This is a genomic window from Gellertiella hungarica, assembly GCF_014197145.1.
In the GTDB taxonomy this organism is placed as follows: Bacteria; Pseudomonadota; Alphaproteobacteria; order Rhizobiales; family Rhizobiaceae; genus Gellertiella; species Gellertiella hungarica.
Genome location: NZ_JACIEZ010000001.1, coordinates 116,237 through 136,176 on the forward strand (window position 1 = coordinate 116,237; position 19,940 = coordinate 136,176).

A 19,940-nucleotide genomic window follows, 5' to 3' on the forward strand; every position below is an offset into this window, starting at 1 on the left:
ATCAAGATTATGCGGCATTATGCCTTCCGGACCGCGCAGATTGCCGCAGCGCGGCAGGATGTCCTGCGGCAAAGCGAGCCATTCCGATTGCACGCAAAAAGCGTATCCTCTACTCGTGCGGACGTGTCGCCACGAAGAGCGCGGGGGCTGCCATCAGCACGAAGACCAGCACCGCGAGGCGCGGGCCCGGCTGGTTGAGCAGGAAGAACAGGCCATAGCTTCCGGCGATCATGCTGCAGGCGACGATCTTGGCGCGCCTCGAGATCGCGCCCCGTTCACGCCAGTTGCGCAGGGGCTCGCCGAACAGCGGATGGGCCAGCAGCCAGGCTTCCAGCTCCGGCGAGGAGCGGGCAAAGCACCAGGCCGCGAGAATGAGGAAGATCGTCGTCGGCATGACCGGCAGAAAGGCCCCGATGATGCCGAGGGCGACGAAAAACCAGCCGAAGCCCAGATAGACGTAGCGCATGGAAGACCCGGCGGTTCGTGAAGCAGTCTGCCCTGATTACAGGATTCGCCCGCCGAGTGCGAAGCGGTTTTCCGTCGCGACTCACAGCCTCCCTCGCTCAGGCCACCTCGATCACGCTGCGCCGGGCAAAGAGGCCGGCGATCAGATCCGACTGGGTCAGCATGCCCGTCAGCCGCCCTTCGGCATCCACCACCGGCATGGCGTGCAGTCCGCGATCGGCCATGGCCGGCACCAGAAGGGCAATCGGCTGTTCGGCCTTCGCCGTCTCCACCTTCGCCGTCATGTAGTCGCCAACGGGATGCGTCAGCTCGTTGCGACCGTGCAGCGCCAGGGCCCGCATGAGGTCTGACTGGGTGAAGATGCCGCGCAGGTGGCCCGTCGGTTCCGTCACCGGCAGATCGCGGATGTCGTGGCGGGTCATGGCGGCCATTGCCGCCTCCAGCGTCGTGCCCGGTGCGACCGCCACCACGTCGCGGGACATGATGTGCTCCACCCGAATGCCGCCCGAGCGGCGCTCGAAGGTCTTCAGCTGAAGCTGCTGCAGGATCGCCTCCAGGTCTTCCGGGGCGATGTCGAGGATCTCGTCATACTGGGCGAGTGCGGCCTCCAGATCCGGCCGAAGGAGGCCGGCGCGCTGCGTCGGCGGCGGATCCTGGGTTGCATGCGGGACGGGCTGCGGTTTTGCCGGCAGGGCGTGCGGATAGCGGTGTCCCGTCAGATTGTTGTAGAGCAGCGCCACCACGAGCAGCAGCAGCGAATTGAGCGCGGCGGGCATCAGCACGAAATGATAGCCGGCGGAATGGATGGCGGGGGCGCCGAGAACGGCCGTCAGGGCGACCGCGCCGCCCGGCGGATGAAGGCAGCGGCACAGGATCATCGCGACGATGGCCAGCGACACGGCCAGCGCCGAGGCCAGGAAGACATCCGGCACCAGCATCGCCACCGTCACGCCGACGAGTGCGCTCACCCCGTTGCCGCCGAGGATCGACCAGGGCTGCGCAAGCGGACTTGCGGGAACGCCGAAGAGCAGCACGGCGGATGCGCCGAGCGGCGGAATGAGATAGGGAAGGGCCGAGCCCGGCACCATGATCGAGGTGAGGTAGCCGGTCAGCGCTATGCCGATCAGCGCCCCGATGCCGATCCGCACGATCTCGCGCGGCGAAATCCGCGGAAGCGCCGGTACCAGCCGCGCCAGGAAGAGGTGGATGGTTTCCATGAAGTGAGGCCTTGCCTTGGCGGGAAAGGCGGGCGGGTGACCAGACCCGCCCGAGAAGGAGCAACAGCCGCGTTATTTCACGATTGCGGGGTAGCCGGCTTCTTCAAGCGCGGCGGTGACTGTTCCCTTATCGGCTTTCGTCTCGATGCTGACGCTGCGCGTCGAGAGATCGGCCTTGACGCTAGCCGCGCTGTCGAGCGACTGAACCGTCTTGGTGATGGTGGCGATGCAATGGCCGCAGCTCATGTCCGGTACGTTGAGTTCGATCATGTCCTTGTCCTTTCGAGCCGTTGATAGATCATGCCATGCCTCTATGGTCCTTCCAGTGGCAGGAAGGTCAACCGAAAAGATTTGTTTGCCGCCTGAGAAAAAGGCAGTTGACCTTCCAGTGACTGGAAGGACTACGCCTTGGTTCATCTCGGATCAGGAAAGGAATTGACCATGGCTGAGAACGCTTTGCGCCAGGTAATCCCCGTGGAGGGAATGACCTGTGCATCCTGTGTCCGCCGGGTGGAAAAGGCGATTGCCGCCGTGCCCGGCGTTACTGCCGCAACCGTCAACCTGGCGACGGAAAGCGCCGACGTGACGCTCGATCCCGCGGCATCCGGCGCGGTCATCGCCGCCATCGAGAAGGCGGGCTATGCGGTGCCGGAGGAAACCGTGACGCTCGACATCGAGGGCATGACCTGCGCCTCCTGCGTGCGGCGTGTCGAAAAGGCGCTTGCCGGCGTGCCGGGCGTGGTGTCTGCCACCGCCAATCTCGCCACGAACCAGGCGACCGTGACGGCCATATCGGGCGTGACGCCCGCCGCCCTTGCGGCGGCCGTGGCCCGCATCGGCTACGAGGCGAAGCCCGTCACCGACCGCGCGGCTGCCGGATGGGACAGGGAGGCGGCGCGTGCGCAGGAGTACCGCCTGCTGAAGCGCGAAGTCGCGATTGCCGCCTTGCTTTCCATACCCGTCATCGTCGTGGAAATGGGCGCCCATCTCTCGGACAGCTTCCACCATGCGCTGATGATGCGTTTCGGCGAGCAGCCACTGCGGATTTTCTCCTTCCTGCTCACCACCATCGTCCTCTTCGGGCCGGGCCTGCGCTTCTTCCGCAAGGGCATTCCCGCGCTGTGGCGCCTTGCGCCGGACATGAATTCGCTCGTGGTGGTCGGCACGGCAGCGGCCTGGGCCTATTCCACCTTCGCGACCTTCTTCCCCGAGGCGCTGCCGCAGGGCACGGCGCAGGTCTATTTCGAATCCGCCGCCGTCATCGTCGTCCTCATCCTCTTCGGACGCATGATGGAGGCCCGCGCCAAGGGCCGCACCAGCGAGGCGATCAGCAAGCTGATGAAGCTGCAGGCCAAGACAGCCCGCATCGCCCGGGACGGGGCCTTCGTGGACGTGCCGGTGGAGACGGTCGTGGCGGGAGACGTGGTCCAGCTGCGGCCGGGCGAACGGGTGCCGGTGGATGGCGAGGTGCTGGAGGGCCAGTCCTTCGTCGACGAATCCATGATCTCGGGAGAGCCCGTCCCCGTCCTCAAGGAGAAGGGCGCCGAGCTCACCGGCGGCACCGTGAACGGCACGGGAGGCCTTACCTACACCGTGACCCGCGTCGGCGAGGATACCGTGCTGGCGCAGATCATCCGCATGGTGGAAAGCGCGCAGGGCGCGAAGCTGCCGGTGCAGGCCATGGTCGACCGGGTAACGGCCTGGTTCGTGCCGGCCGTGATGGCGATTGCGCTTCTCACCTTTGCCGTCTGGATGATCGTCGGTCCGGAGCCGCAGCTGTCGCATGCGCTGGTCAATGCGGTGGCGGTGCTGATCATCGCCTGCCCCTGCGCCATGGGCCTTGCCACGCCGGCCTCGATCATGACCGGTACCGGCCGCGCGGCGGAAATGGGAACCCTGTTCCGCAACGGCGAAGCCCTGCAGGACCTGCGTGACGTGACCGTGGTCGCCGTCGACAAGACGGGCACGCTGACCGAAGGCCATCCCGTCCTCACCGACGTGCTGACCGCCGAGGGCGAGGATCGTGCCGCGCTCCTGGCGCTTGCGGCCTCGATCGAGGAGCAGTCCGAGCACCCTGCCGCCCGCGCCATCGTCGATCGCGCCCGGGAGGAGGGTCTTGCCCTGCAGCCGGTCTCCGGCTTTGCCGCGGAAGCGGGGTTCGGCGTGGCTGCCGAGGTGGCCGGCCGCCGGGTTGCCATCGGCGCCCGCCGCTACATGGACCGGCTGGGCGTGGATTCCGGCCCGCTTTCGGCAGGCGTGCAAGCGCTTGCGGAAAAGGCCCGCACGCCGCTCTACATGGCGGTCGACGGACGGCTGGCCGCGGTCTTCGGCATTGCCGATCCGGTGAAGAAGACGACCCCCGATGCGATCCGCGCCCTGCACGGCCTCGGCCTCAAGGTGGTGATGATCTCCGGCGACGTCCGCTCGACCGCAGAGGCCATCGGCCGGGAACTCGGCATCGACGAGGTGGTCGCCGAAGTGTTGCCCTCGGGCAAGGTGGAGGTGATCAAGCGGCTGAAGGCCGAGGGTGCCCGCGTCGCCTTCGTCGGCGACGGCATCAACGATGCGCCGGCGCTGGCGGAAGCGGATGTGGGCCTGGCGGTCGGCACCGGAACCGACATCGCCATCGAAAGCGCCGACGTGGTGCTGATGGGTGGCGACCTCAAGGGCACCGCCAATGCCATCGCGCTCTCGCGCGCGACGATGACGAACATTGCCGGCAACCTGTTCTGGGCCTTCGCCTATAACGTGGTGCTCATCCCCGTGGCCGCCGGCCTGCTCTATCCGGTCGCCGGCATCACCCTGTCGCCCATGCTGGGCGCCGGTGCCATGGCGCTCTCCAGCGTCTTCGTCCTCGGCAATGCCCTGCGGCTGAAGCGCTTCCGGGCCGTCGCCTGATCTCAGACCCGGCCCGCCAGCCCCTCGATGATGGGGCAGTCGGGCCGGTCGTCGCCATGGCAATGGGCGACGAGATGATGGAGCGACTTCTTCAGCGACGTCAGCTCCGCGATCTTCCGCTCGATCTCGCCGAGCTTCAGTTCGGCGATTGCCTTCACCTCGCTGCTTTCGCGCGCCTCGTCGTCGTAAAGCGACAGCAGCTGGCGGCATTCCTCGACGGAAAAGCCGAGATCCCGGGCGCGGTGGACGAAGTGCAGACGGCGCACATCCTTCTCGGAATAATCCCGGTAGCCGTTCTGCCGGCGGTCCGAGCGGATCAGGCCGATCTCCTCGTAATAGCGGATGGTCTTGGGCGGCAGCCCCGATTTCAGCGATGCGGTACCGATATTCATGGCGATCTCCGTGATGATCCTTCGAGGGGCATCATAAACCTTCCAGCTGCTGGAAGCTCAAGGGGCGTCGCAAACGGGCCAAGAATTTGTTCTTTGTGTCCACACGGCATTTGCGCCCCGGTTTCGAAGTGATATATCAGCCTCGACATTCAGCCTCAGACGGAAACCCCCGGAAGGATACCATGACCATTCACCAGAATCTCATCGGCGGCACCTGGACCGGCTCCAATGCCATCGAGAACATCAATCCGTCCGATACGTCCGACATCGTGGGTCTCTATGCCCGCGCCGACGCGGCCGACGTGCAGGCGGCGATCGCGGCGGCCAAGGCGGCCTTCCCGGCCTGGTCGCGCTCCGGCATTCTCGAGCGCCACGCGATCCTGCGCAAGGCCTCCGACGAGATCATGGCCCGCAAGGAAGAGCTGGGCCGGCTGCTCTCGCGCGAGGAGGGCAAGACGCTCGCCGAAGGCATCGGCGAAACGATCCGCGCAGGCCAGATCTTCGATTTCTTCGCCGGCGAGTGCCTTCGCCTGGCGGGCGAAACCATTCCCTCCGTGCGTCCGAACATCGGCGTCGAGATCACCCGCGAGGCCGTGGGCGTGGTCGGCATCATCACGCCGTGGAACTTCCCGATCGCCATCCCGGCCTGGAAGATCGCGCCCGCGCTCGCCTATGGCAACACGGTCGTCTTCAAGCCTGCGGAACTGGTTCCGGGCTGCGCCTGGGCGATCGTCGACATCCTGCACCGCGCCGGCCTGCCGGCAGGCGTGCTGAACCTCGTTATGGGCAAGGGCTCGGTCGTTGGCCAGGCCATGCTCGACAGCCCCGATGTCAACGCAATGACCTTCACCGGCTCCACCGGCACCGGCAAGCGGGTCGCCATGGCCTCCATCGAGCATAACCGCAAGTACCAGCTGGAAATGGGCGGCAAGAACCCCTTCGTCGTGCTCGACGATGCGGACCTCAACGTCGCCGTCGAGGCGTCGCTGAACTCGGCCTTCTTCTCCACCGGCCAGCGCTGCACGGCGTCCTCGCGCCTCATCGTCACCGAGGGCATCCATGACCGGTTCGTCGCCGCGCTCACCGAGCGCATGAAGTCGGTCGTGGTCGACAACGCGCTGAAGGCCGGCACGCAGATCGGCCCGGTGGTCGATGCGAGCCAGCTGGCGCAGGACATGGATTACGTGGAAATCGGCAAGCGCGAAGGCGCTAAGCTGGTCTTCGGCGGCGAGCGGCTGAACCGCGAGACGGAGGGCTTCTACCTGCAGCCGGCGCTCTTCACCGAAGCGACCAACCAGATGCGCATCAGCCGCGAAGAGATCTTCGGGCCGGTCGCCTCGGTCATCCGGGTGAAGGATTACGAGGAAGCGCTGGCGGTGGCCAACGACACGCCCTTCGGCCTGTCCTCCGGCATCGCCACCACCAGCCTGAAACACGCAACCCACTTCAAGCGGAATGCCGAAGCCGGCATGGTGATGGTCAACCTGCCGACGGCAGGGGTGGACTTCCACGTGCCGTTCGGCGGCCGCAAGGGCTCGTCCTTCGGTCCGCGCGAGCAGGGGCGCTATGCGGCGGAATTCTTCACCACCGTGAAGACCCAGTACACGCTCGCCGGCTGAAGGCTGCCGCCCTGGCTGGACAATGGATGGAGGGCCGCCTTTCGGGCGGCCCTTTTCCGTCAGCCCTTGGTGATCGTGATCAGCACGACGAAGATCAGCGGCACGGCGACCAGCGCCGGGATGATGATCGCGGGATAGCCGAAGAAGATGGCTGCCAAGAGCCAGACAAGCGCGCAATTCACCACGAAGAGCGTCTGTGCCGTCTGCGATCCGCTGGCTGCTTCCTTCAGCATCCAGCCGAGCAGGGGGATGTGGTACAGCATTTTCATCATCGCGGATCTCCTTCGGCCGAACGGGCAATTGACGCCCGTCAATTGACATCGATCAGTTAGAGAGCCGCGCAGGGTGCCGCAATGCGGCATTTCGACCGCTCGAACCCCACGAAAACGGGGCCTGCCATGCGATCCTTGCTTGACAAAAAGGGCGTGAAAAACGAGTTTCCGGCCACGCCGAAAGCCCTGCCGGGGCTTGCCATCAAGAAGGACATCTTCCCTTGCGCATCCTCTCCGAAGCCCATTTCCCGGAACTGCCGAACTACTATCGCGGCAAGGTGCGCGAGAATTACGACCTGCCGGATGGCCGCCGCATCATCATTTCCACCGATCGCCTCTCGGCCTTCGACCGCATCCTCACCTGCATTCCCTACAAGGGCCAGGTGCTGACCCAGACGGCGCGCTACTGGTTCGAGAAGACGGCGGACATCTGCCCCAACCACGTGCTCGAATATCCCGATCCCGCCGTGGTGGTCGGCCAGCGCCTCGACATCCTCCCGGTCGAGATCGTCGTGCGCGGCTATCTCGCCGGAACGACCGGAACCTCGATCCTGACCCTCTACAAGAAGGGCGAGCGCAGCATGTACGGCGTGACCCTGCCGGAGGGCATGCGGGACAACCAGAAGCTCCCCGCGCCGATCATCACGCCCACCAGCAAGGCCTTCGACGGCGGCCATGACGAACCGCTCACTCCGGACGAGATCGTCTCGAAGGGCCTGCTCACCCAGCAGCAGTGGGATACGCTGGCGCGCTATGCCCTTGCCCTCTTCGCTCGCGGGCAGGAGCTTGCCGCGAAGAACGGGCTCATTCTGGTCGATACCAAATACGAGTTCGGCACGGATGCCTCCGGCCGGATCGTGCTTGCCGACGAGATCCATACGCCCGACAGCAGCCGCTACTGGATCGCCTCGAGCTATGACGCGGCCTTCGAGGCCGGCAAGCGTCCGGAGAGCTTCGACAAGGATTTCGTCCGCGCCTGGGTCGCGGAACGCTGCGACCCCTATCACGACGAGATCCCGGAAATTCCGGCAAGCCTGATCGAGGAAACCTCGAAGGTCTATATCCGCGCCTATGAGGCGATCACCGGGCAGCGGTTCGAGCCTGACGACAGCGGTGCCACGCCGCTGGAGCGCGTGCGTGCCAATCTCGCGGCCTATTTCCCGGCCGGCTGAGGCGGGCGCGGGACGCCATATCGGCCTTTCCGAGCCATGATTGCGCAACCCGCGGCACCGGTGCTGCGGGATTACCCGGAGAGTGTGCGGTCGAAGGCAGCAGGAACGCCCGCCGCACAGATGTGGCGGGTCAGGGGGAGCCTTTTGGGCGGGGCGTTTCCCGGGAGGAAGATGTGCTTCTCAGCCCACCTGCCGCACGGCGGGACCGGGCACGGCATGGCCCTCGGTGATCAGGAGATCGTGCAGCTCGCTTTCCGGCTTGTAGCCGGAGACCAGCTGGGAGAGGATATCCCGTGCGGTCACCAGATCCTGCTTTTCGAGCGCCGTATCGAGCTTTTCCAGCCACTCCTTGAGCTGCGGCCAGGGCATCATGTCCTCATGGGCCTTCAGGATGCGCGGGTGGTCGGTCGGCAGCGGATTGTCGCCGATCAGCAGTTCCTCGTAGAGCTTCTCGCCCGGACGCATGCCGGTGATCTCGATCTCGATATCGCCTTGCGGATTGTCCGCGTCACGAACCTGAAGGCCGGAGAGCTCGATCATCTTGCGGGCAAGATCGTAAATGCGGACGGGTTCGCCCATGTCGAGCAGGAAGACATCCCCGCCGCGCGACATGGCCCCGGCCTGGATCACCAGCTGGGACGCTTCCGGAATGGTCATGAAATAGCGGGTGACATCCGCATGGGTGAGGGTGACCGGGCCGCCCTCGCGGATCTGCTGGCGGAAGAGCGGCACGACCGAACCGGACGAGCCCAGCACGTTGCCGAAGCGGACCATGCAGAAATTCGTCGCTCTTTCGGCGGTGGTTTCGGCCGCAAGCGCCTGGAGGACCATTTCGGCAAGCCGTTTGCTGGCGCCCATGATGTTCGTCGGGCGCACGGCCTTGTCGGTGCTGATCAGCACGAAGTCGGTCACGCCATGGTCCCGTGCGGCAAGGGCGGTGACCATGGTGCCCAGCGTGTTGTTGCGCACGCCTTCGGCCGGGTTCTGCTCGACCAGCGGCACATGCTTGTAGGCGGCTGCATGGTAGAGCGTGTCCGGCCGCATCGCGGCCATGATCTGGCGCATCCGCATTTCGTCCCGCACGGAGGCGAGCATGGGGATGATCTTGACCGTGCTCTTTTCCAGCTCCCGGTGTATGGCATAGAGCGCGAATTCGCTCTGCTCGACGAGGATCAGGGCCTCGGGCTCATGGGCCACGATCTGGCGGCACAGCTCGCTGCCGATCGAGCCGCCGGCGCCCGTGACCATCACGATCTTGCCGCGGATGTTCTTGTCCATCAGGTCGGGGCGCGGCAGGATCGCGTTGCGGCCGAGCAGGTCCTCGATGTCGAGCTCCTTCAGGTCCGTGACGGTCACACGTCCCTGGGCGATGTCGTTGAGGTCCGGCACGGTTCTCACGTTGACGCGGAACCGGCGGATTTCTTCCAGGATTTCGGCGCGACGCTGACGGGAGGAGGAGGGCAGCGCCAGCAGCACTTCCTTCACGTCATGGCTCGAAATGACCGCGCCGAGCTGCTGTGGCGACCAGATGGGAACGCCGCGCAACAGGCTTCCCTGGATCTTCACGTCGTCGTCGACGAAGCCGATGACCTTCAGCTCCGTGCTGCCGTCGAGTGCGAGCGCGATCTGTCGCCCCGCGGTGCCCGCGCCGTAGATGAGCACGTTCGGCCGCGTGTTCTGCCTGATCTGGCGGCGGTAATCCGCGCCAAGCCAGTAGCGGGCCGCAAGCCGCGATACGGAGATGAAGACCAGCAGCAGCAGCGGCTGGAGGATGCCGATCGTGCGCGGCACGCCGGGCACGCTGATGATGGTGAAGGCCGCGATATAGCCGATCGAGTAGATCACCATCGCGCGGAGAATCGCCATGAAGGCCGCGACCCCCGCATAGCGGAAGATGGCCCGGTAAAAGCCGAAGGAAATGAAGATTGGGATCGCCAGGAAGAGAGACACGCCTGCCGGCAGGAACTTGTCCTCGGTCATCGCGACCCAGCCGTCCAGGCGAAGGCAGTAGGCGAACCAGACCGTCAGCACGCAGAGGAACGCATCGAAGCTGAGCGCAATCAACCGCTTGTAAAATCTCGGGATCGCCAGCACAGCTGCTATGATTTGCGCCTGATACATCGACTGCCTGGTTGTCTTCGTCGCGGGCATCATAACCGCGTTCCCGTTTCTTTATCAATCCTCTCCAGTCAGGAAAAGCACAATCTACAAGAGGTTTTATATAAGCACATTGCTAACACCTAAGCGTGTCTCGCTATAATTAACATGTGAACTATCTTGACAAGTGCCGGCTTCGTTGCGACTGTGCCGGAATTCCGGGGTTAACAATAAGCAAACATCACCTGAAGCCCCGGTCACTGAGGAGGGTTTCATGGCAGTTTCATCGTCGGAAGCTGGTGCCAACCAGCTGCGCAAGAACAGCCTCGGCGTAGGGGCAGTTACATTTCTCGTCATTTCCGCGGCAGCGCCGCTGACGGCAGTTGCCGGCGGCGTGCCGATCAGCATGCTTCTCGGCAACGGGGCCGGCATTGCCGGTTCCTTCGCCATCGTTACCGCCGTCCTGCTGCTCTTTGCGGTGGGCTATGTGGCCATGGCGCGCCACGTGAAGAATGCGGGCGCCTTCTACGCCTATGCGGCGCGGGGGCTTGGCGGCCGCATGGGCGGCGCGTCGGCGATGATCGCCATCCTGAGCTACAACGCCATGCAGATCGGCGTTCTCGGGCTTCTCGGCGCCGCCTCGGCCGGCACCTTCAATCCGCTGATCGGTGCCGACATCCCCTGGTGGGCCTGGTCGCTGATCGCGGTGGTGATCGTTGCCATCCTCGGCTACCGGCAGGTGGATCTTTCCGCCAAGATCCTGATGGTCCTGGTTCTGCTCGAGTACCTGATCGTGCTCGTCATCGACATCGCCATCTTCGTCAAGGGCGGCGATGCGGGCCTGACCCTCGAGCCCTTCTCGCCGTCGCAGATTGCCAGCGGCTCGCCCGCCATCGGCATCCTGTTCTGCTTCGCGGCCTTCATCGGCTTCGAGGCCACGACGATCTATTCCGAGGAGGCGCGCGATCCGGAGCGGACCGTTCCCCGTGCGACCTACATGTCGGTGGTCCTCATCGGCGTCTTCTACATGATCACCGCCTGGCTGATGGCAGCCGGTGCCGGCATCGACAAGCTGGTGCCGACGCTGCAGGGCCTGAAGGACCCGACCACCTTCCTGTTCGAGCTGGCAGGCCGCTATGTCGGCGAGCCGGTGCCGACGATCATGGGCTTCCTCTTCGTCTCCAGCCTGTTTGCGGCGGTGCTTGCCTTCCACAATGGCGTTGCCCGCTACAAGTATGTCGCCGGCCGCGAGGGCCTGCTGCCGGACAGCGTCGGCGTCACCCATGCCCAGTTCCAGAGCCCGCACGTGGGTTCGATGATCCAGACCGTGATCGCGGTCGCGGTGGTCGCGCTCTTTGCCTATCTGCAGCTCGATCCGGTGCTGGCCATGTTCACCTGGCTTACCCAGCTCGGCACGCTCGGCATTCTCGGCCTGATGGCGGTCACCTCGTTCTCGGTGATCGGCTTCTTCATGCGCAACGGCGCGATGGGCGAAAACGCCGTGGTGACCAAGGTGCTGCCGGCCATCTGCGGCCTCGTGCTGGTCTATCTCTTCGTCTACATCTTCGCCCATTTCGGCGATCTGACGGGGGCAGCCGGCTCGCTCGGCGTCATCCTGCCCTCGCTGGTGCTGGTGGCGGCGGCGATCGGCTTCATCCTCTCGCACCGGCTTGCCGGGCGCGATCCCTCGCGCTTCCAGAAGCTCGGTTCGGGCGCCTATTCCTGATCCTGCAGGCGGGGGCGGGGACCGACAGGTTCCCGCCCCTTTCTCATTATTGTATATTTACGTTGCTTATAAAAATACATATACTGCCCGCATGGGCAATCAAACCGACCTCATCGTCAACCATATCGTGAAGAGCATCGAGGACGGCCGGCTGAACCCGGGTGACGTCATCGAGGAAAAGGCGCTCGTGTCCGAATTCGGGGTGTCGCGCACGCCCGTTCGCGAGGCCCTGCTGCAGCTCGACGCGGTGGGCATCCTGAAGCGCAAGCCGAGGGGCGGGGCGGAAGTCTTCCGGCCGACGCTGGAAGAGTTCCTGGCGATCCTGGAGGTGCACGGCAAGCTGGAAGGCCATGCCGCCGCGCTTGCCGCCCGCCGGCTCTCCCCCGCGGATGCGATGGCGCTGGACATGGCCTGTTCGGCCTGCGACGGGCATGCGATGATCTATGGCGACGACAAGCCCGATCTCTACTACCAGCACAATCTCGAATTCCACCGGACGATCGCGATCGCCTCCCACAACGATGTGCTGCTCGATCTGATCCGCACCAATGGCCGGAAGCTGCTCGCCTATTACCGGGCGCGCTACCGCTACAAGGGCAGCATCGGGAAATCCGCGACCGAGCACCGGCAGATCGCGCAACTGATCCTCGACCGGGATTCGGCGGCCGCCGAGGCGCTGATGGTCAGCCACGTGACCTTCGACAGCGTGACCGCGATGGACCTTCTGGCGGTGCTGTTCAAGCCCTGATCACCGATCTCCGCCTTCCAGGAAGGCCGCGATCCACCGGGCAAAGAACCGCCCATCTTCCTCGAGCGCGAGGCTCGTGCGGGCCCGCCCGATCGTTTCCGCATCCAGATGATCGGCGAGATAGTCGATGAGGCCGCCGATGAAATCGGGCGTCATCTCCGGATGGAATTCTGTCGTGAAGACATGGGAGCCGATGCGGAAGGCGCCGATGGGGCAGAAATCGTCCCCGCCGAGCACTTCCGCGGCGTCCGGCAGGCGCGTGACCTGTTCCTGATGGGCAGAGTAGAGCCGCACCGTTTCGCGGCGCGGTTCCATCCAGGGGGCGAAGCGGTCGAAGACCGTCAGCGAGGTGCCGAGGCCCCATCCCTTCGGCGAACGCTGCACGTCTCCGCCGAGCGCCAGGGCCAGCGCCTGATGGCCGAAGCAGGCGCCGAACTGCGGCACCTTGCGCGCTTCCGTCTCGCGAATGAACTCGAGAAGCTTCAGGATCCACGCGTCCCGGCCCTGGACCGAGGCCGGGCTGCCGGTGATGATGTAGCCGTCGAACGCTTCGGGCCGGTCGGGGAAAATGCCGTCCTTGACGGAAACGGTGGTAAAGTTCCAGTCCGGCCTCAGCGGCGCCAGCAGATTGGTGAAGCGCACGCCGTCGTGATCGAACCTTTTGGCAAAGTCGGACGTGTCGTTGCTGGTCAACAGGATGCCGATCGACCGGGACATGGGCTCTGCTCCTTTGCATGCCGGCTGCAGCACTTTTGTGTGCAGAACGCTCTTGTAAATATACTTAACATGTGTTCTATTTTTCCGCAACGGTCAAGCGAGGGAGGAAGCTATGACGGTCTGGACGCCTGTGGACGACGGTTTTGCCGATCTTTCCAGCCATGACACCTTCACGCGCGGCGCGCCGCACAACACCTTTGCGCGGCTCCGCCGCGAGGATCCGCTTGCCTGGTGCGACTTCCCCGGCGGCAAGGGCTTCTGGTCCGTGACGCGGCATGCGGACATTCTGGAACTCAACCGCGACAACAAGCTGCTCAGCTCTGCCCGGGGCATCCGGATGGAGGACCAGACCTACGAGGAATATCTCGCCCGCCGCACCTTCCAGGAAACCGACCCGCCCGAACATACCCGCGTCAGGACGCTCGTCGCCAAGGCCTTTTCCAAGCCGGTCATCGCGCTCTTCGAGGAGCAGATCCGGGAACTGTGCGACGAGATCCTCGATCAGGCGCTGCAGTCGCGCGAGCTTGACGCCGTGAAGACGATCGCACGCCAGCTGCCGATGCGCATGCTGGGCCGGATCATCGGCACGCCGGACGAGGACCTGGACTGGCTGGTGGAAAAGGGCGATGCGCTGATTGCCAATACCGACCCCGACTTTACCGACCACGTGCTCGACAAGACGGATACGGATGCCTATCGCTTCATGCCTTTCCGCTCCCCCGCCGGTGCCGATCTCTTCGATTACGCGCAGCGGCTGATGGAGGACAAGCGCCGGCGCGGCGACGACAGCGGCGTGCTGAGCCTGATCACCAAGCCCGATGCCGAGGGCAACGTGATTTCGGAAACGGAATTCCGCAATTTCTTCTGCCTGCTGGTGGCGGCCGGCAACGACACGACGCGCTATTCCATCGCTGCAGGCCTGCACGCGCTGGCCAACCAGCCGGGGCTGCTCTCCGACCTGCAGTCGGGCGAGGGCGCCATCTGGGAGACCATGCCGGACGAGGTGATCCGCTGGGCTTCGCCGGCCATGTATTTCCGCCGCACCGCGACCCGGGATTTCGAGATGCACGGCAAGACGGTGCGGGAGGGCGACAAGGTGCTCTTCTGGTTCGTTTCCGGCAACCGCGACGAGACCGCCTTCGACGATCCGATGAAGGTGGATTTCCGCCGCACGCCCAACCGGCACCTCTCCTTCGGTCAGGGTGGGGCGCATGTCTGCCTCGGCATGTGGCTCGCCCGGCTCGAGGTCCGGCTTCTGTTCCAGGAATTCGCCAAGCGGGTGAAATCGGTCGAGCAGACCGCGCCGCACGCCTTCCTGCGTTCCAATTTCGTCGGCGGGATCAAGTCGCTGCCGGTCCGCATTCATCTGAAATGACGGGTGGTCCGGCCGCCCGCGCCCACATCAGGAAAAAAACTGCCGTTTCTGGGAGGAGACAGCAATGACCAATGAACGCTTGCGGGTGCTCTTCTGCGATCACCTGAACCTTGCCCGCGGGAAATACCTGCCGATCAAGAAGGCCTCGTCCGGCAGCACCCGCGTCTGCCAGGGCACCTTTGGCGTCACCTATGACAAGGACCTCATCCCCGCGCCGGGCTCCAAGGTGCTGGAAGGGCTTCCGGACATCGAGATCCGCTTTCGCGAGGAGGACATCCGGGACAGCTGGTATCCGGACACCAAGGTGGTCGTGGGCGATCTCTACGAAGAGGGAGCACCGTTCGGCGCCTGCGGCCGGCATGCGCTGAAGCGCGCAATAGCCGACTGGAACGCGCTCGGCTTCGACCCCATGGTGGGGCTTGAGCTGGAGGCCTTTGCCTTCCAGCAGCGCGAGGACGGCAGTCTCGTTCCCTACGACACGCCGAAATCCTATGTCTATTCCACCGGTCCCTTTGCCGATCCGCACGGCTTTACCGAGGCGGTATGGGACCGGGCAAGCGAACTCGGCTTCGCCATCGACAGCCATACCTCGGAATTCGACTCGCCGCAGTTCGAGTTCACCCTCACCTTCGATCACGCGCTGAAGGCGGTGGACGACATCTTCCTGTTTCGCCAGCTCGCCCGCGAGGTGGCGCTGGAACACGGCATCATCCTGACCTTCCTGCCGAAACCCATCCTGCCCAAGGGCGGAAGCGGCCTGCACGTCAACTTCTCCTTCCGCGACCGGGACGGAAACAATGCGGTGGGCGAGCCGGACCGGCTGAGCACGGTTGCCGAGGGCTGCATTGCCGGGCTGATGCATCACCACCGGTCCATGGCGGCGCTGGTCGCCCCGATCGTCAATTCCTACCAGCGCCTGAGGCCGTCATCCATGAGCGGCTACTGGCGGAACTGGGGTGGCGACCATCGGGGTGTGACCACCCGCATCTCGGCCGAACGCGGCCCGAAGGCCCGCATCGAGCACCGCATGGGCGATGGCGCCGCCAACCCTTACACGCTGGTGGCAACGGTGCTTCAGGCGGCACGGCTCGGCTATGTCAACCGCTATCCCCTTCCGCCGGCGGAAACCGGCGACTGCTTCGGCGAGATCGATGCGCGGGACGGTGTGCCGGATGATCTCGCCGGTGCGCTCGACGCGCTGGAGGCGGACGGCGTGTTGATGGATGCCGTCGGACGGCTGCTCTGCGAGAACCACATCTTCATCAAGCGGGACGAGATCGGCAAGACGGCGGGGCTGGAAGGCGATGCCCTTCGCGATTTCTACATCCACTACATCTGAGACCCGCCGACGAACAAGACGAGGAGGAGCTAACATGGCCAAAGTCACCTGGATTCTGGCGGACGGGCGCGCGATCGTGGCCGAGGTCGCCGACGGCACCAACATGATGAATGCCGCGGCGATGGCGAATGTCCCCGGCATCATCGGGGAATGCGGCGGCTGTCTTTCCTGCGCCACCTGCCATGTCTACGTGGACGAGGCCTGGGCGGAAAGAACGGGCGAGCCCGACGGCACGGAGGACGCGATGCTGGACGCGACCGATGCGCCGCGCCGGGAAACAAGCCGCTTGTCCTGCCAGATCGTCGCGAGCGGCAGTCTGGACGGCCTCGTGCTGCATGTTCCCGCCTGACAGGCCACGAATTGACGACGGGTTGAAACTTTTGGCGAGCCCTCTGCGTCTTGCGCTTCGAGGGCGCCCCTACTGCCCTTATACCCCGCCTTGCCAGCCGGTTTACCGGCTGGCATTTTTTGTGACGGTTCCGGTTCAGGCCTTGCGAAGCTCCAGCCCGACACCCTTGTTGACGAAGGAGTAATCGGCAACGGCGGCAAGATCCACGCTTCCCGCTTCGAGAACGCCTGCATCGACGCAGAGATCGTAGAAGGCCTTGATGCGCTCGGCATTCATGGCGCCGATCCCGCTCTTCTCCGCTTCGCCGCTGTCGACGATGCCGAGACTGCGCAGCGCCTCGTTTTCCCATGTCAGGCGCCCGACGGACTGGTCCGGATTGGCAGCGACGATCGCCTCGATGCCGGGGGTCGCATCGCCGTAGAGATAGTTGTACCAGCCGACGGTCGAGGCATCGAGGAACTTCTGCACCACGTCAGGCCTGGTGAGGATGACCTCGTCGCGGGTCTGCACCATGCAGGAATAGGTGTTCCATCCCTCGTCGGCCAGCAGCCAGCTGTCGATTTCCACATTGGCCGCAAGCGCCTCATAGGGCTCGGATACGGCATAGCCCTGCTGCACGAGCTGGGTATCCTCGAAGAAGGGCTTCATGTCGTAGTTGTAGGGGGCGACGCGCTCCTCCTTGAAGCCCTTCGTCTTCATCATCCATCGCCCGTAGCTCTCCATGCCCTGGGAACCGAGCAGGATCTTGGGCGCGTTGGCGAGATCGGCAAAATCCTTGTAGACGCCCTTGTGGGCCATCATCATCTGCGGGTCCTTCTGGAAGTGGGCCGCGACGATCTTGAGCGGCAGCCCCTTGCGGATATCCTCGAAGGGCAGGAGCAGGTTTCCCGACATCAGGAAATCGACTTCTCCCGAGACAAGCAGCGGGCGGGTGTCGTTCTTCGGGCCGCCGGAGACGATCTCCACATCGAGGCCCATCTTCTCATAGGTGCCATCCGCCACGGCCTGGTAGTAGCCGCCATGGGCGCCCTGGGGCAGCCAGTCGGTCGCGAACTTCACCTTGACCCTGTCCTCCGCACGGGCCGGCATGGACAGGCCCGTACCGGCCAGAAGCGCGGCTGCACCCATCGTGAATTGACGCCTGTTCAACATCATGTCCTGTCATCCTTTCGTTGCTGTTCGTACCCGCCGTTTTCCGATGGGGATTGTCCTGTTTCCTGAAGACTGCGTTCGCGGTGCCGCCGGCAGCCGCACCGCCTGTCCGCGATGGCCGCGGGTTCTTCCGCCGGTGCATTGCAACCTCTGTAACAGGCTTCCATTGAAAATAAGTAAAAAAGAATGTTCTGATTTAAACGCGGGCGGATGGGGTGCGGCCCCTTCGGGCGGGATTGCGGGGCACTGGCCTTGCGGTCTATGTTTCGCCGGCCGTTTCCCCGACGAGGCGGCGCGCGGTGAAGCGCCTTCAAGGATCCATGAGAGATGCCGATGCCCCGACTTGTCCGCCTGACGGCTCTTGCCTGCCTGCTGACCGCAGCGATGCTGGCAAGGGCGGAGGAGGGTGCGGCGGCCGGCCTCTGCTATCGCGGCATCAATCTTTCGGGCGCCGAATATGGCAAGCGCGGCGGCGTGGTCGGCACCGACTACATCTATCCGTCGGAGGAGACGATCCGCTATTTCGCCGACAAGGGCATGAATGCGGTCCGGCTGCCCTTCCGCTGGGAGCGCCTGCAGCCGCGCCTCGGCGAACCGCTTTCCGAAGAGGAGCTGCTGCTGCTCAGGCAGGCCGTGGGGCTGGCGCGCAAGGCGGGCATGACGGTGATCCTCGACCCCCACAACTATGCCAAGTATGACGAGCGGACGATCGGAACGCCGGACGTGCCCGTTTCTGCCTTCGCGGATTTCTGGCGGCGGGTGGCAGCGGAGTTCGCCGCCGACCACGGCATCGTCTTTGGCCTGATGAACGAACCCTACGACATCGACGGCCCGGCCTGGGTGGCGGCGGCAAACGAGGCCGTCGCCGCGATCCGCGAGACCGGCGCCACCAATCTGGTGCTCGTTCCGGGCACCATCTGGAGCGGCGGCGCCACCTGGTTCGACGAGAAGCCCTGGGGTTCCAATGCGGGCGTCATGACCGGCTTTCGCGACCCCGCCAATCACTACGCCTTCGAGATCCACCAGTATCTCGATGTCGACTATTCCGGAAAGCATGCGACCTGCGAGAAGGCGGACGAGGTCAACGACCGGCTGCTCCGTCTCTCCGACTGGATGCGGCAGAATGGCAGCCGCGCCTTTCTGGGCGAGTTCGGCGGCTCGAAGGACCCGGCCTGCCTTGCCGGGCTCTCCCGGCTTGGCCGGATGATGGCCGACAACAGCGACGTCTGGATCGGCTGGACCTATTGGGCGGCCGGCGAATGGTGGCCGGAAGAGGAGCCGCTCAACATCCAGCCGCGCCCGGGCAAGGGCACGCCAGCGCAGCTCGAGGCCCTCAAGGCGGCGCTGGATGGCCCCGCCGATCCCGACCGCTGCCTTCCCGGGCACTGAACCCTGCGCCGGTCCCCCGTCCTCCGTTTGAAGTCGGGCGAGGGGCGGGCTAAGTAAACCATGAATGGAACAGGGAGGATCGCACGCGTGGGTGCCGGTGAGGTGAAGCTTGAGGACAGCTGGAAGGCGGCGCTCTCCGCCGAATTTGCAAGCCCCTACATGCAGGAGCTGCGCTCCTTCCTGATGGCCGAGAAGGCATCGGGAAAGCGCATCTTTCCGCGCGGGCCGGACTATTTTCGCGCGCTCGATCTGACCCCGGTGGAAAAGGTGCGGGTGGTCATTCTCGGTCAGGACCCCTATCACGGCGCGGGCCAGGCCCATGGCCTCTGCTTCAGCGTCCAGCCCGGGGTGCGCATTCCGCCCTCGCTCGTCAACATCTACAAGGAGCTGAAGAGCGATCTGGGAATCGAGCCCGCCCGGCACGGCTTTCTGGAAAGCTGGGCCCGCCAGGGGGTGCTTCTGCTCAACAGCGTGCTGACCGTCGAGGAGGCGCGTGCCGCCTCGCATCAGGGAAGGGGATGGGAGCGCTTCACCGATTCCGTGATCCGCATCGTCAACGAACGGGTCGAGCATTGCGTCTTCATGCTGTGGGGCTCCTATGCGCAGAAGAAGGCGAGCTTCGTCGACCGCGACCGGCATCTCGTGCTGAAGGCCCCCCATCCCTCGCCGCTCTCCGCCCATCAGGGTTTTCTCGGCTGCCGGCATTTCTCGCAGGCCAACGACTGGCTCGAGCGCATGGGGCGCGGGCGAATCGAGTGGCAGCTTCCGGAAAACCCGGCCTGATATCGGGGCGCTTCAGCCCCCTCGAGGCATCTGCCCCGACCGATTGCGCCATGGCTCCGTCGCAAACGGAGTGGGTGCGCGTATAACAAGGCGAGCCCCCGAAAATATAGCGGGTTCGGCTGCGAAATGCGGCTGCGCAGGCCGTTTTTCCTGTGCTACGCCTTTGCCCAGCGTTCCTGTGGCCCGTGGCAGGTGGGGTGCCGGCCGCGGATCGCCCAAAACGACAAATG

General features: G+C 64.7%; 18 protein-coding genes. 10 read left to right on the forward strand and 8 right to left on the reverse strand.

All coding sequences use genetic code 11. The annotated features are described in order from the left end of the window. Positions 1-109 precede the first annotated feature (109 nt). The 3 genes from GGR23_RS00530 to GGR23_RS00540 form a co-directional block, all read right to left on the reverse strand. On the reverse strand, positions 110-466 hold the full coding sequence (locus GGR23_RS00530; RefSeq protein WP_183364145.1) for a YbaN family protein: 357 nt from the start codon (positions 464-466) through the stop codon (positions 110-112). Positions 467-563: 97 nt separating this feature from the next. Next, entirely contained in the window at positions 564-1,682 is a 1,119-nt protein-coding gene (locus GGR23_RS00535; RefSeq protein ID WP_183364146.1) for an HPP family protein, read from the reverse strand. Between the two features lie 72 nt (positions 1,683-1,754). Beyond that, positions 1,755-1,952 (reverse strand): heavy-metal-associated domain-containing protein, encoded by a 198-nt coding sequence (locus tag GGR23_RS00540; protein WP_183364147.1) that lies wholly within the window; start codon positions 1,950-1,952, stop codon positions 1,755-1,757. Between the two features lie 171 nt (positions 1,953-2,123). Between GGR23_RS00540 and GGR23_RS00545 the strand changes: the two genes are divergently transcribed. Continuing rightward, on the forward strand, positions 2,124-4,580 hold the full coding sequence (locus GGR23_RS00545; protein WP_183364148.1) for a heavy metal translocating P-type ATPase: 2,457 nt from the start codon (positions 2,124-2,126) through the stop codon (positions 4,578-4,580). Between the two features lie 2 nt (positions 4,581-4,582). On the opposite strand, the gene cueR is transcribed toward GGR23_RS00545, so the two are convergent. Beyond that, positions 4,583-4,972, reverse strand: a complete 390-nt coding sequence (gene cueR / locus GGR23_RS00550; RefSeq protein ID WP_183364149.1) for a Cu(I)-responsive transcriptional regulator — start codon at positions 4,970-4,972, stop codon at positions 4,583-4,585. Positions 4,973-5,154: 182 nt separating this feature from the next. Here cueR and GGR23_RS00555 point away from each other — a divergent pair, with 182 nt between their 5' ends. Further along, on the forward strand, positions 5,155-6,591 hold the full coding sequence (locus GGR23_RS00555) for an aldehyde dehydrogenase family protein (RefSeq protein WP_183364150.1): 1,437 nt from the start codon (positions 5,155-5,157) through the stop codon (positions 6,589-6,591). 59 nt (positions 6,592-6,650) lie between these two features. Here the strand turns inward: GGR23_RS00555 and GGR23_RS00560 are convergent, their stop codons facing one another. Then, on the reverse strand, positions 6,651-6,863 hold the full coding sequence (locus tag GGR23_RS00560) for a hypothetical protein (RefSeq protein ID WP_183364151.1): 213 nt from the start codon (positions 6,861-6,863) through the stop codon (positions 6,651-6,653). A 221-nt stretch (positions 6,864-7,084) separates the two neighbouring features. Here GGR23_RS00560 and GGR23_RS00565 point away from each other — a divergent pair, with 221 nt between their 5' ends. After that, the gene (locus tag GGR23_RS00565) at positions 7,085-8,035 is read left to right on the forward strand and encodes a phosphoribosylaminoimidazolesuccinocarboxamide synthase (protein WP_183364152.1); all 951 of its coding nucleotides are present in this window, start codon (positions 7,085-7,087) and stop codon (positions 8,033-8,035) included. Positions 8,036-8,215: 180 nt separating this feature from the next. On the opposite strand, the gene GGR23_RS00570 is transcribed toward GGR23_RS00565, so the two are convergent. After that, positions 8,216-10,186, reverse strand: a complete 1,971-nt coding sequence (locus GGR23_RS00570) for a polysaccharide biosynthesis protein (RefSeq protein ID WP_246364800.1) — start codon at positions 10,184-10,186, stop codon at positions 8,216-8,218. A 220-nt stretch (positions 10,187-10,406) separates the two neighbouring features. Between GGR23_RS00570 and GGR23_RS00575 the strand changes: the two genes are divergently transcribed. Together GGR23_RS00575 and GGR23_RS00580 are read left to right on the forward strand one after the other, a co-directional pair. Then, on the forward strand, positions 10,407-11,858 hold the full coding sequence (locus GGR23_RS00575) for an APC family permease (protein WP_183364153.1): 1,452 nt from the start codon (positions 10,407-10,409) through the stop codon (positions 11,856-11,858). A gap of 91 nt (positions 11,859-11,949) precedes the next feature. Next, positions 11,950-12,606, forward strand: coding sequence for a GntR family transcriptional regulator (locus tag GGR23_RS00580; protein ID WP_183364154.1), 657 nt, complete (start codon positions 11,950-11,952; stop codon positions 12,604-12,606). Here the strand turns inward: GGR23_RS00580 and GGR23_RS00585 are convergent, their stop codons facing one another. Further along, positions 12,607-13,323: a glutamine amidotransferase-related protein gene (locus tag GGR23_RS00585; protein ID WP_183364155.1), complete on the reverse strand. Its 717-nt coding sequence runs from the start codon at positions 13,321-13,323 to the stop codon at positions 12,607-12,609. A gap of 112 nt (positions 13,324-13,435) precedes the next feature. Here GGR23_RS00585 and GGR23_RS00590 point away from each other — a divergent pair, with 112 nt between their 5' ends. The 3 genes from GGR23_RS00590 to GGR23_RS00600 all read left to right on the forward strand — a co-directional run bounded on the left by GGR23_RS00590 (position 13,436) and on the right by GGR23_RS00600 (position 16,386). Beyond that, entirely contained in the window at positions 13,436-14,698 is a 1,263-nt protein-coding gene (locus GGR23_RS00590) for a cytochrome P450 (protein ID WP_183364157.1), read from the forward strand. 64 nt (positions 14,699-14,762) lie between these two features. Further along, on the forward strand, positions 14,763-16,037 hold the full coding sequence (locus tag GGR23_RS00595) for a type I glutamate--ammonia ligase (protein WP_183364159.1): 1,275 nt from the start codon (positions 14,763-14,765) through the stop codon (positions 16,035-16,037). 34 nt (positions 16,038-16,071) lie between these two features. Then, positions 16,072-16,386, forward strand: a complete 315-nt coding sequence (locus tag GGR23_RS00600; protein WP_183364161.1) for a 2Fe-2S iron-sulfur cluster-binding protein — start codon at positions 16,072-16,074, stop codon at positions 16,384-16,386. 135 nt (positions 16,387-16,521) lie between these two features. Here GGR23_RS00600 and GGR23_RS00605 read toward each other — a convergent pair whose 3' ends face one another. After that, complete coding sequence (locus GGR23_RS00605) at positions 16,522-17,541, reverse strand: ABC transporter substrate-binding protein (protein WP_183364163.1); 1,020 nt, start codon at positions 17,539-17,541, stop codon at positions 16,522-16,524. A 330-nt stretch (positions 17,542-17,871) separates the two neighbouring features. On the opposite strand from GGR23_RS00605, the gene GGR23_RS00610 reads away from it, so the two are divergent. Next, positions 17,872-18,927 carry a glycoside hydrolase family 5 protein gene (locus GGR23_RS00610; RefSeq protein ID WP_183364165.1) on the forward strand — a complete coding sequence of 352 codons (1,056 nt, stop codon included), beginning with the start codon at positions 17,872-17,874 and terminating at the stop codon, positions 18,925-18,927. An 87-nt stretch (positions 18,928-19,014) separates the two neighbouring features. Beyond that, entirely contained in the window at positions 19,015-19,710 is a 696-nt protein-coding gene (ung, locus tag GGR23_RS00615; RefSeq protein ID WP_343066588.1) for a uracil-DNA glycosylase, read from the forward strand. Positions 19,711-19,940 lie beyond the last annotated feature (230 nt).

Bases quoted from the DNA above. Each gene is read 5' to 3' on its own strand.
- GGR23_RS00530 (WP_183364145.1), bottom strand. From the start codon at position 466: ATGCGCTACGTCTATCTGGGCTTCGGCTGGTTTTTCGTCGCCCTCGGC.
- GGR23_RS00535 (WP_183364146.1), bottom strand. From the start codon at position 1,682: ATGGAAACCATCCACCTCTTCCTGGCGCGGCTGGTACCGGCGCTTCCG.
- GGR23_RS00540 (WP_183364147.1), bottom strand. From the start codon at position 1,952: ATGATCGAACTCAACGTACCGGACATGAGCTGCGGCCATTGCATCGCC.
- GGR23_RS00545 (WP_183364148.1), top strand. From the start codon at position 2,124: ATGGCTGAGAACGCTTTGCGCCAGGTAATCCCCGTGGAGGGAATGACC.
- cueR (WP_183364149.1), bottom strand. From the start codon at position 4,972: ATGAATATCGGTACCGCATCGCTGAAATCGGGGCTGCCGCCCAAGACC.
- GGR23_RS00555 (WP_183364150.1), top strand. From the start codon at position 5,155: ATGACCATTCACCAGAATCTCATCGGCGGCACCTGGACCGGCTCCAAT.
- GGR23_RS00560 (WP_183364151.1), bottom strand. From the start codon at position 6,863: ATGATGAAAATGCTGTACCACATCCCCCTGCTCGGCTGGATGCTGAAG.
- GGR23_RS00570 (WP_246364800.1), bottom strand. From the start codon at position 10,186: ATGCCCGCGACGAAGACAACCAGGCAGTCGATGTATCAGGCGCAAATC.
- GGR23_RS00575 (WP_183364153.1), top strand. From the start codon at position 10,407: ATGGCAGTTTCATCGTCGGAAGCTGGTGCCAACCAGCTGCGCAAGAAC.
- GGR23_RS00580 (WP_183364154.1), top strand. From the start codon at position 11,950: ATGGGCAATCAAACCGACCTCATCGTCAACCATATCGTGAAGAGCATC.
- GGR23_RS00585 (WP_183364155.1), bottom strand. From the start codon at position 13,323: ATGTCCCGGTCGATCGGCATCCTGTTGACCAGCAACGACACGTCCGAC.
- GGR23_RS00590 (WP_183364157.1), top strand. From the start codon at position 13,436: ATGACGGTCTGGACGCCTGTGGACGACGGTTTTGCCGATCTTTCCAGC.
- GGR23_RS00595 (WP_183364159.1), top strand. From the start codon at position 14,763: ATGACCAATGAACGCTTGCGGGTGCTCTTCTGCGATCACCTGAACCTT.
- GGR23_RS00600 (WP_183364161.1), top strand. From the start codon at position 16,072: ATGGCCAAAGTCACCTGGATTCTGGCGGACGGGCGCGCGATCGTGGCC.
- GGR23_RS00605 (WP_183364163.1), bottom strand. From the start codon at position 17,541: ATGATGTTGAACAGGCGTCAATTCACGATGGGTGCAGCCGCGCTTCTG.
- GGR23_RS00610 (WP_183364165.1), top strand. From the start codon at position 17,872: ATGCCCCGACTTGTCCGCCTGACGGCTCTTGCCTGCCTGCTGACCGCA.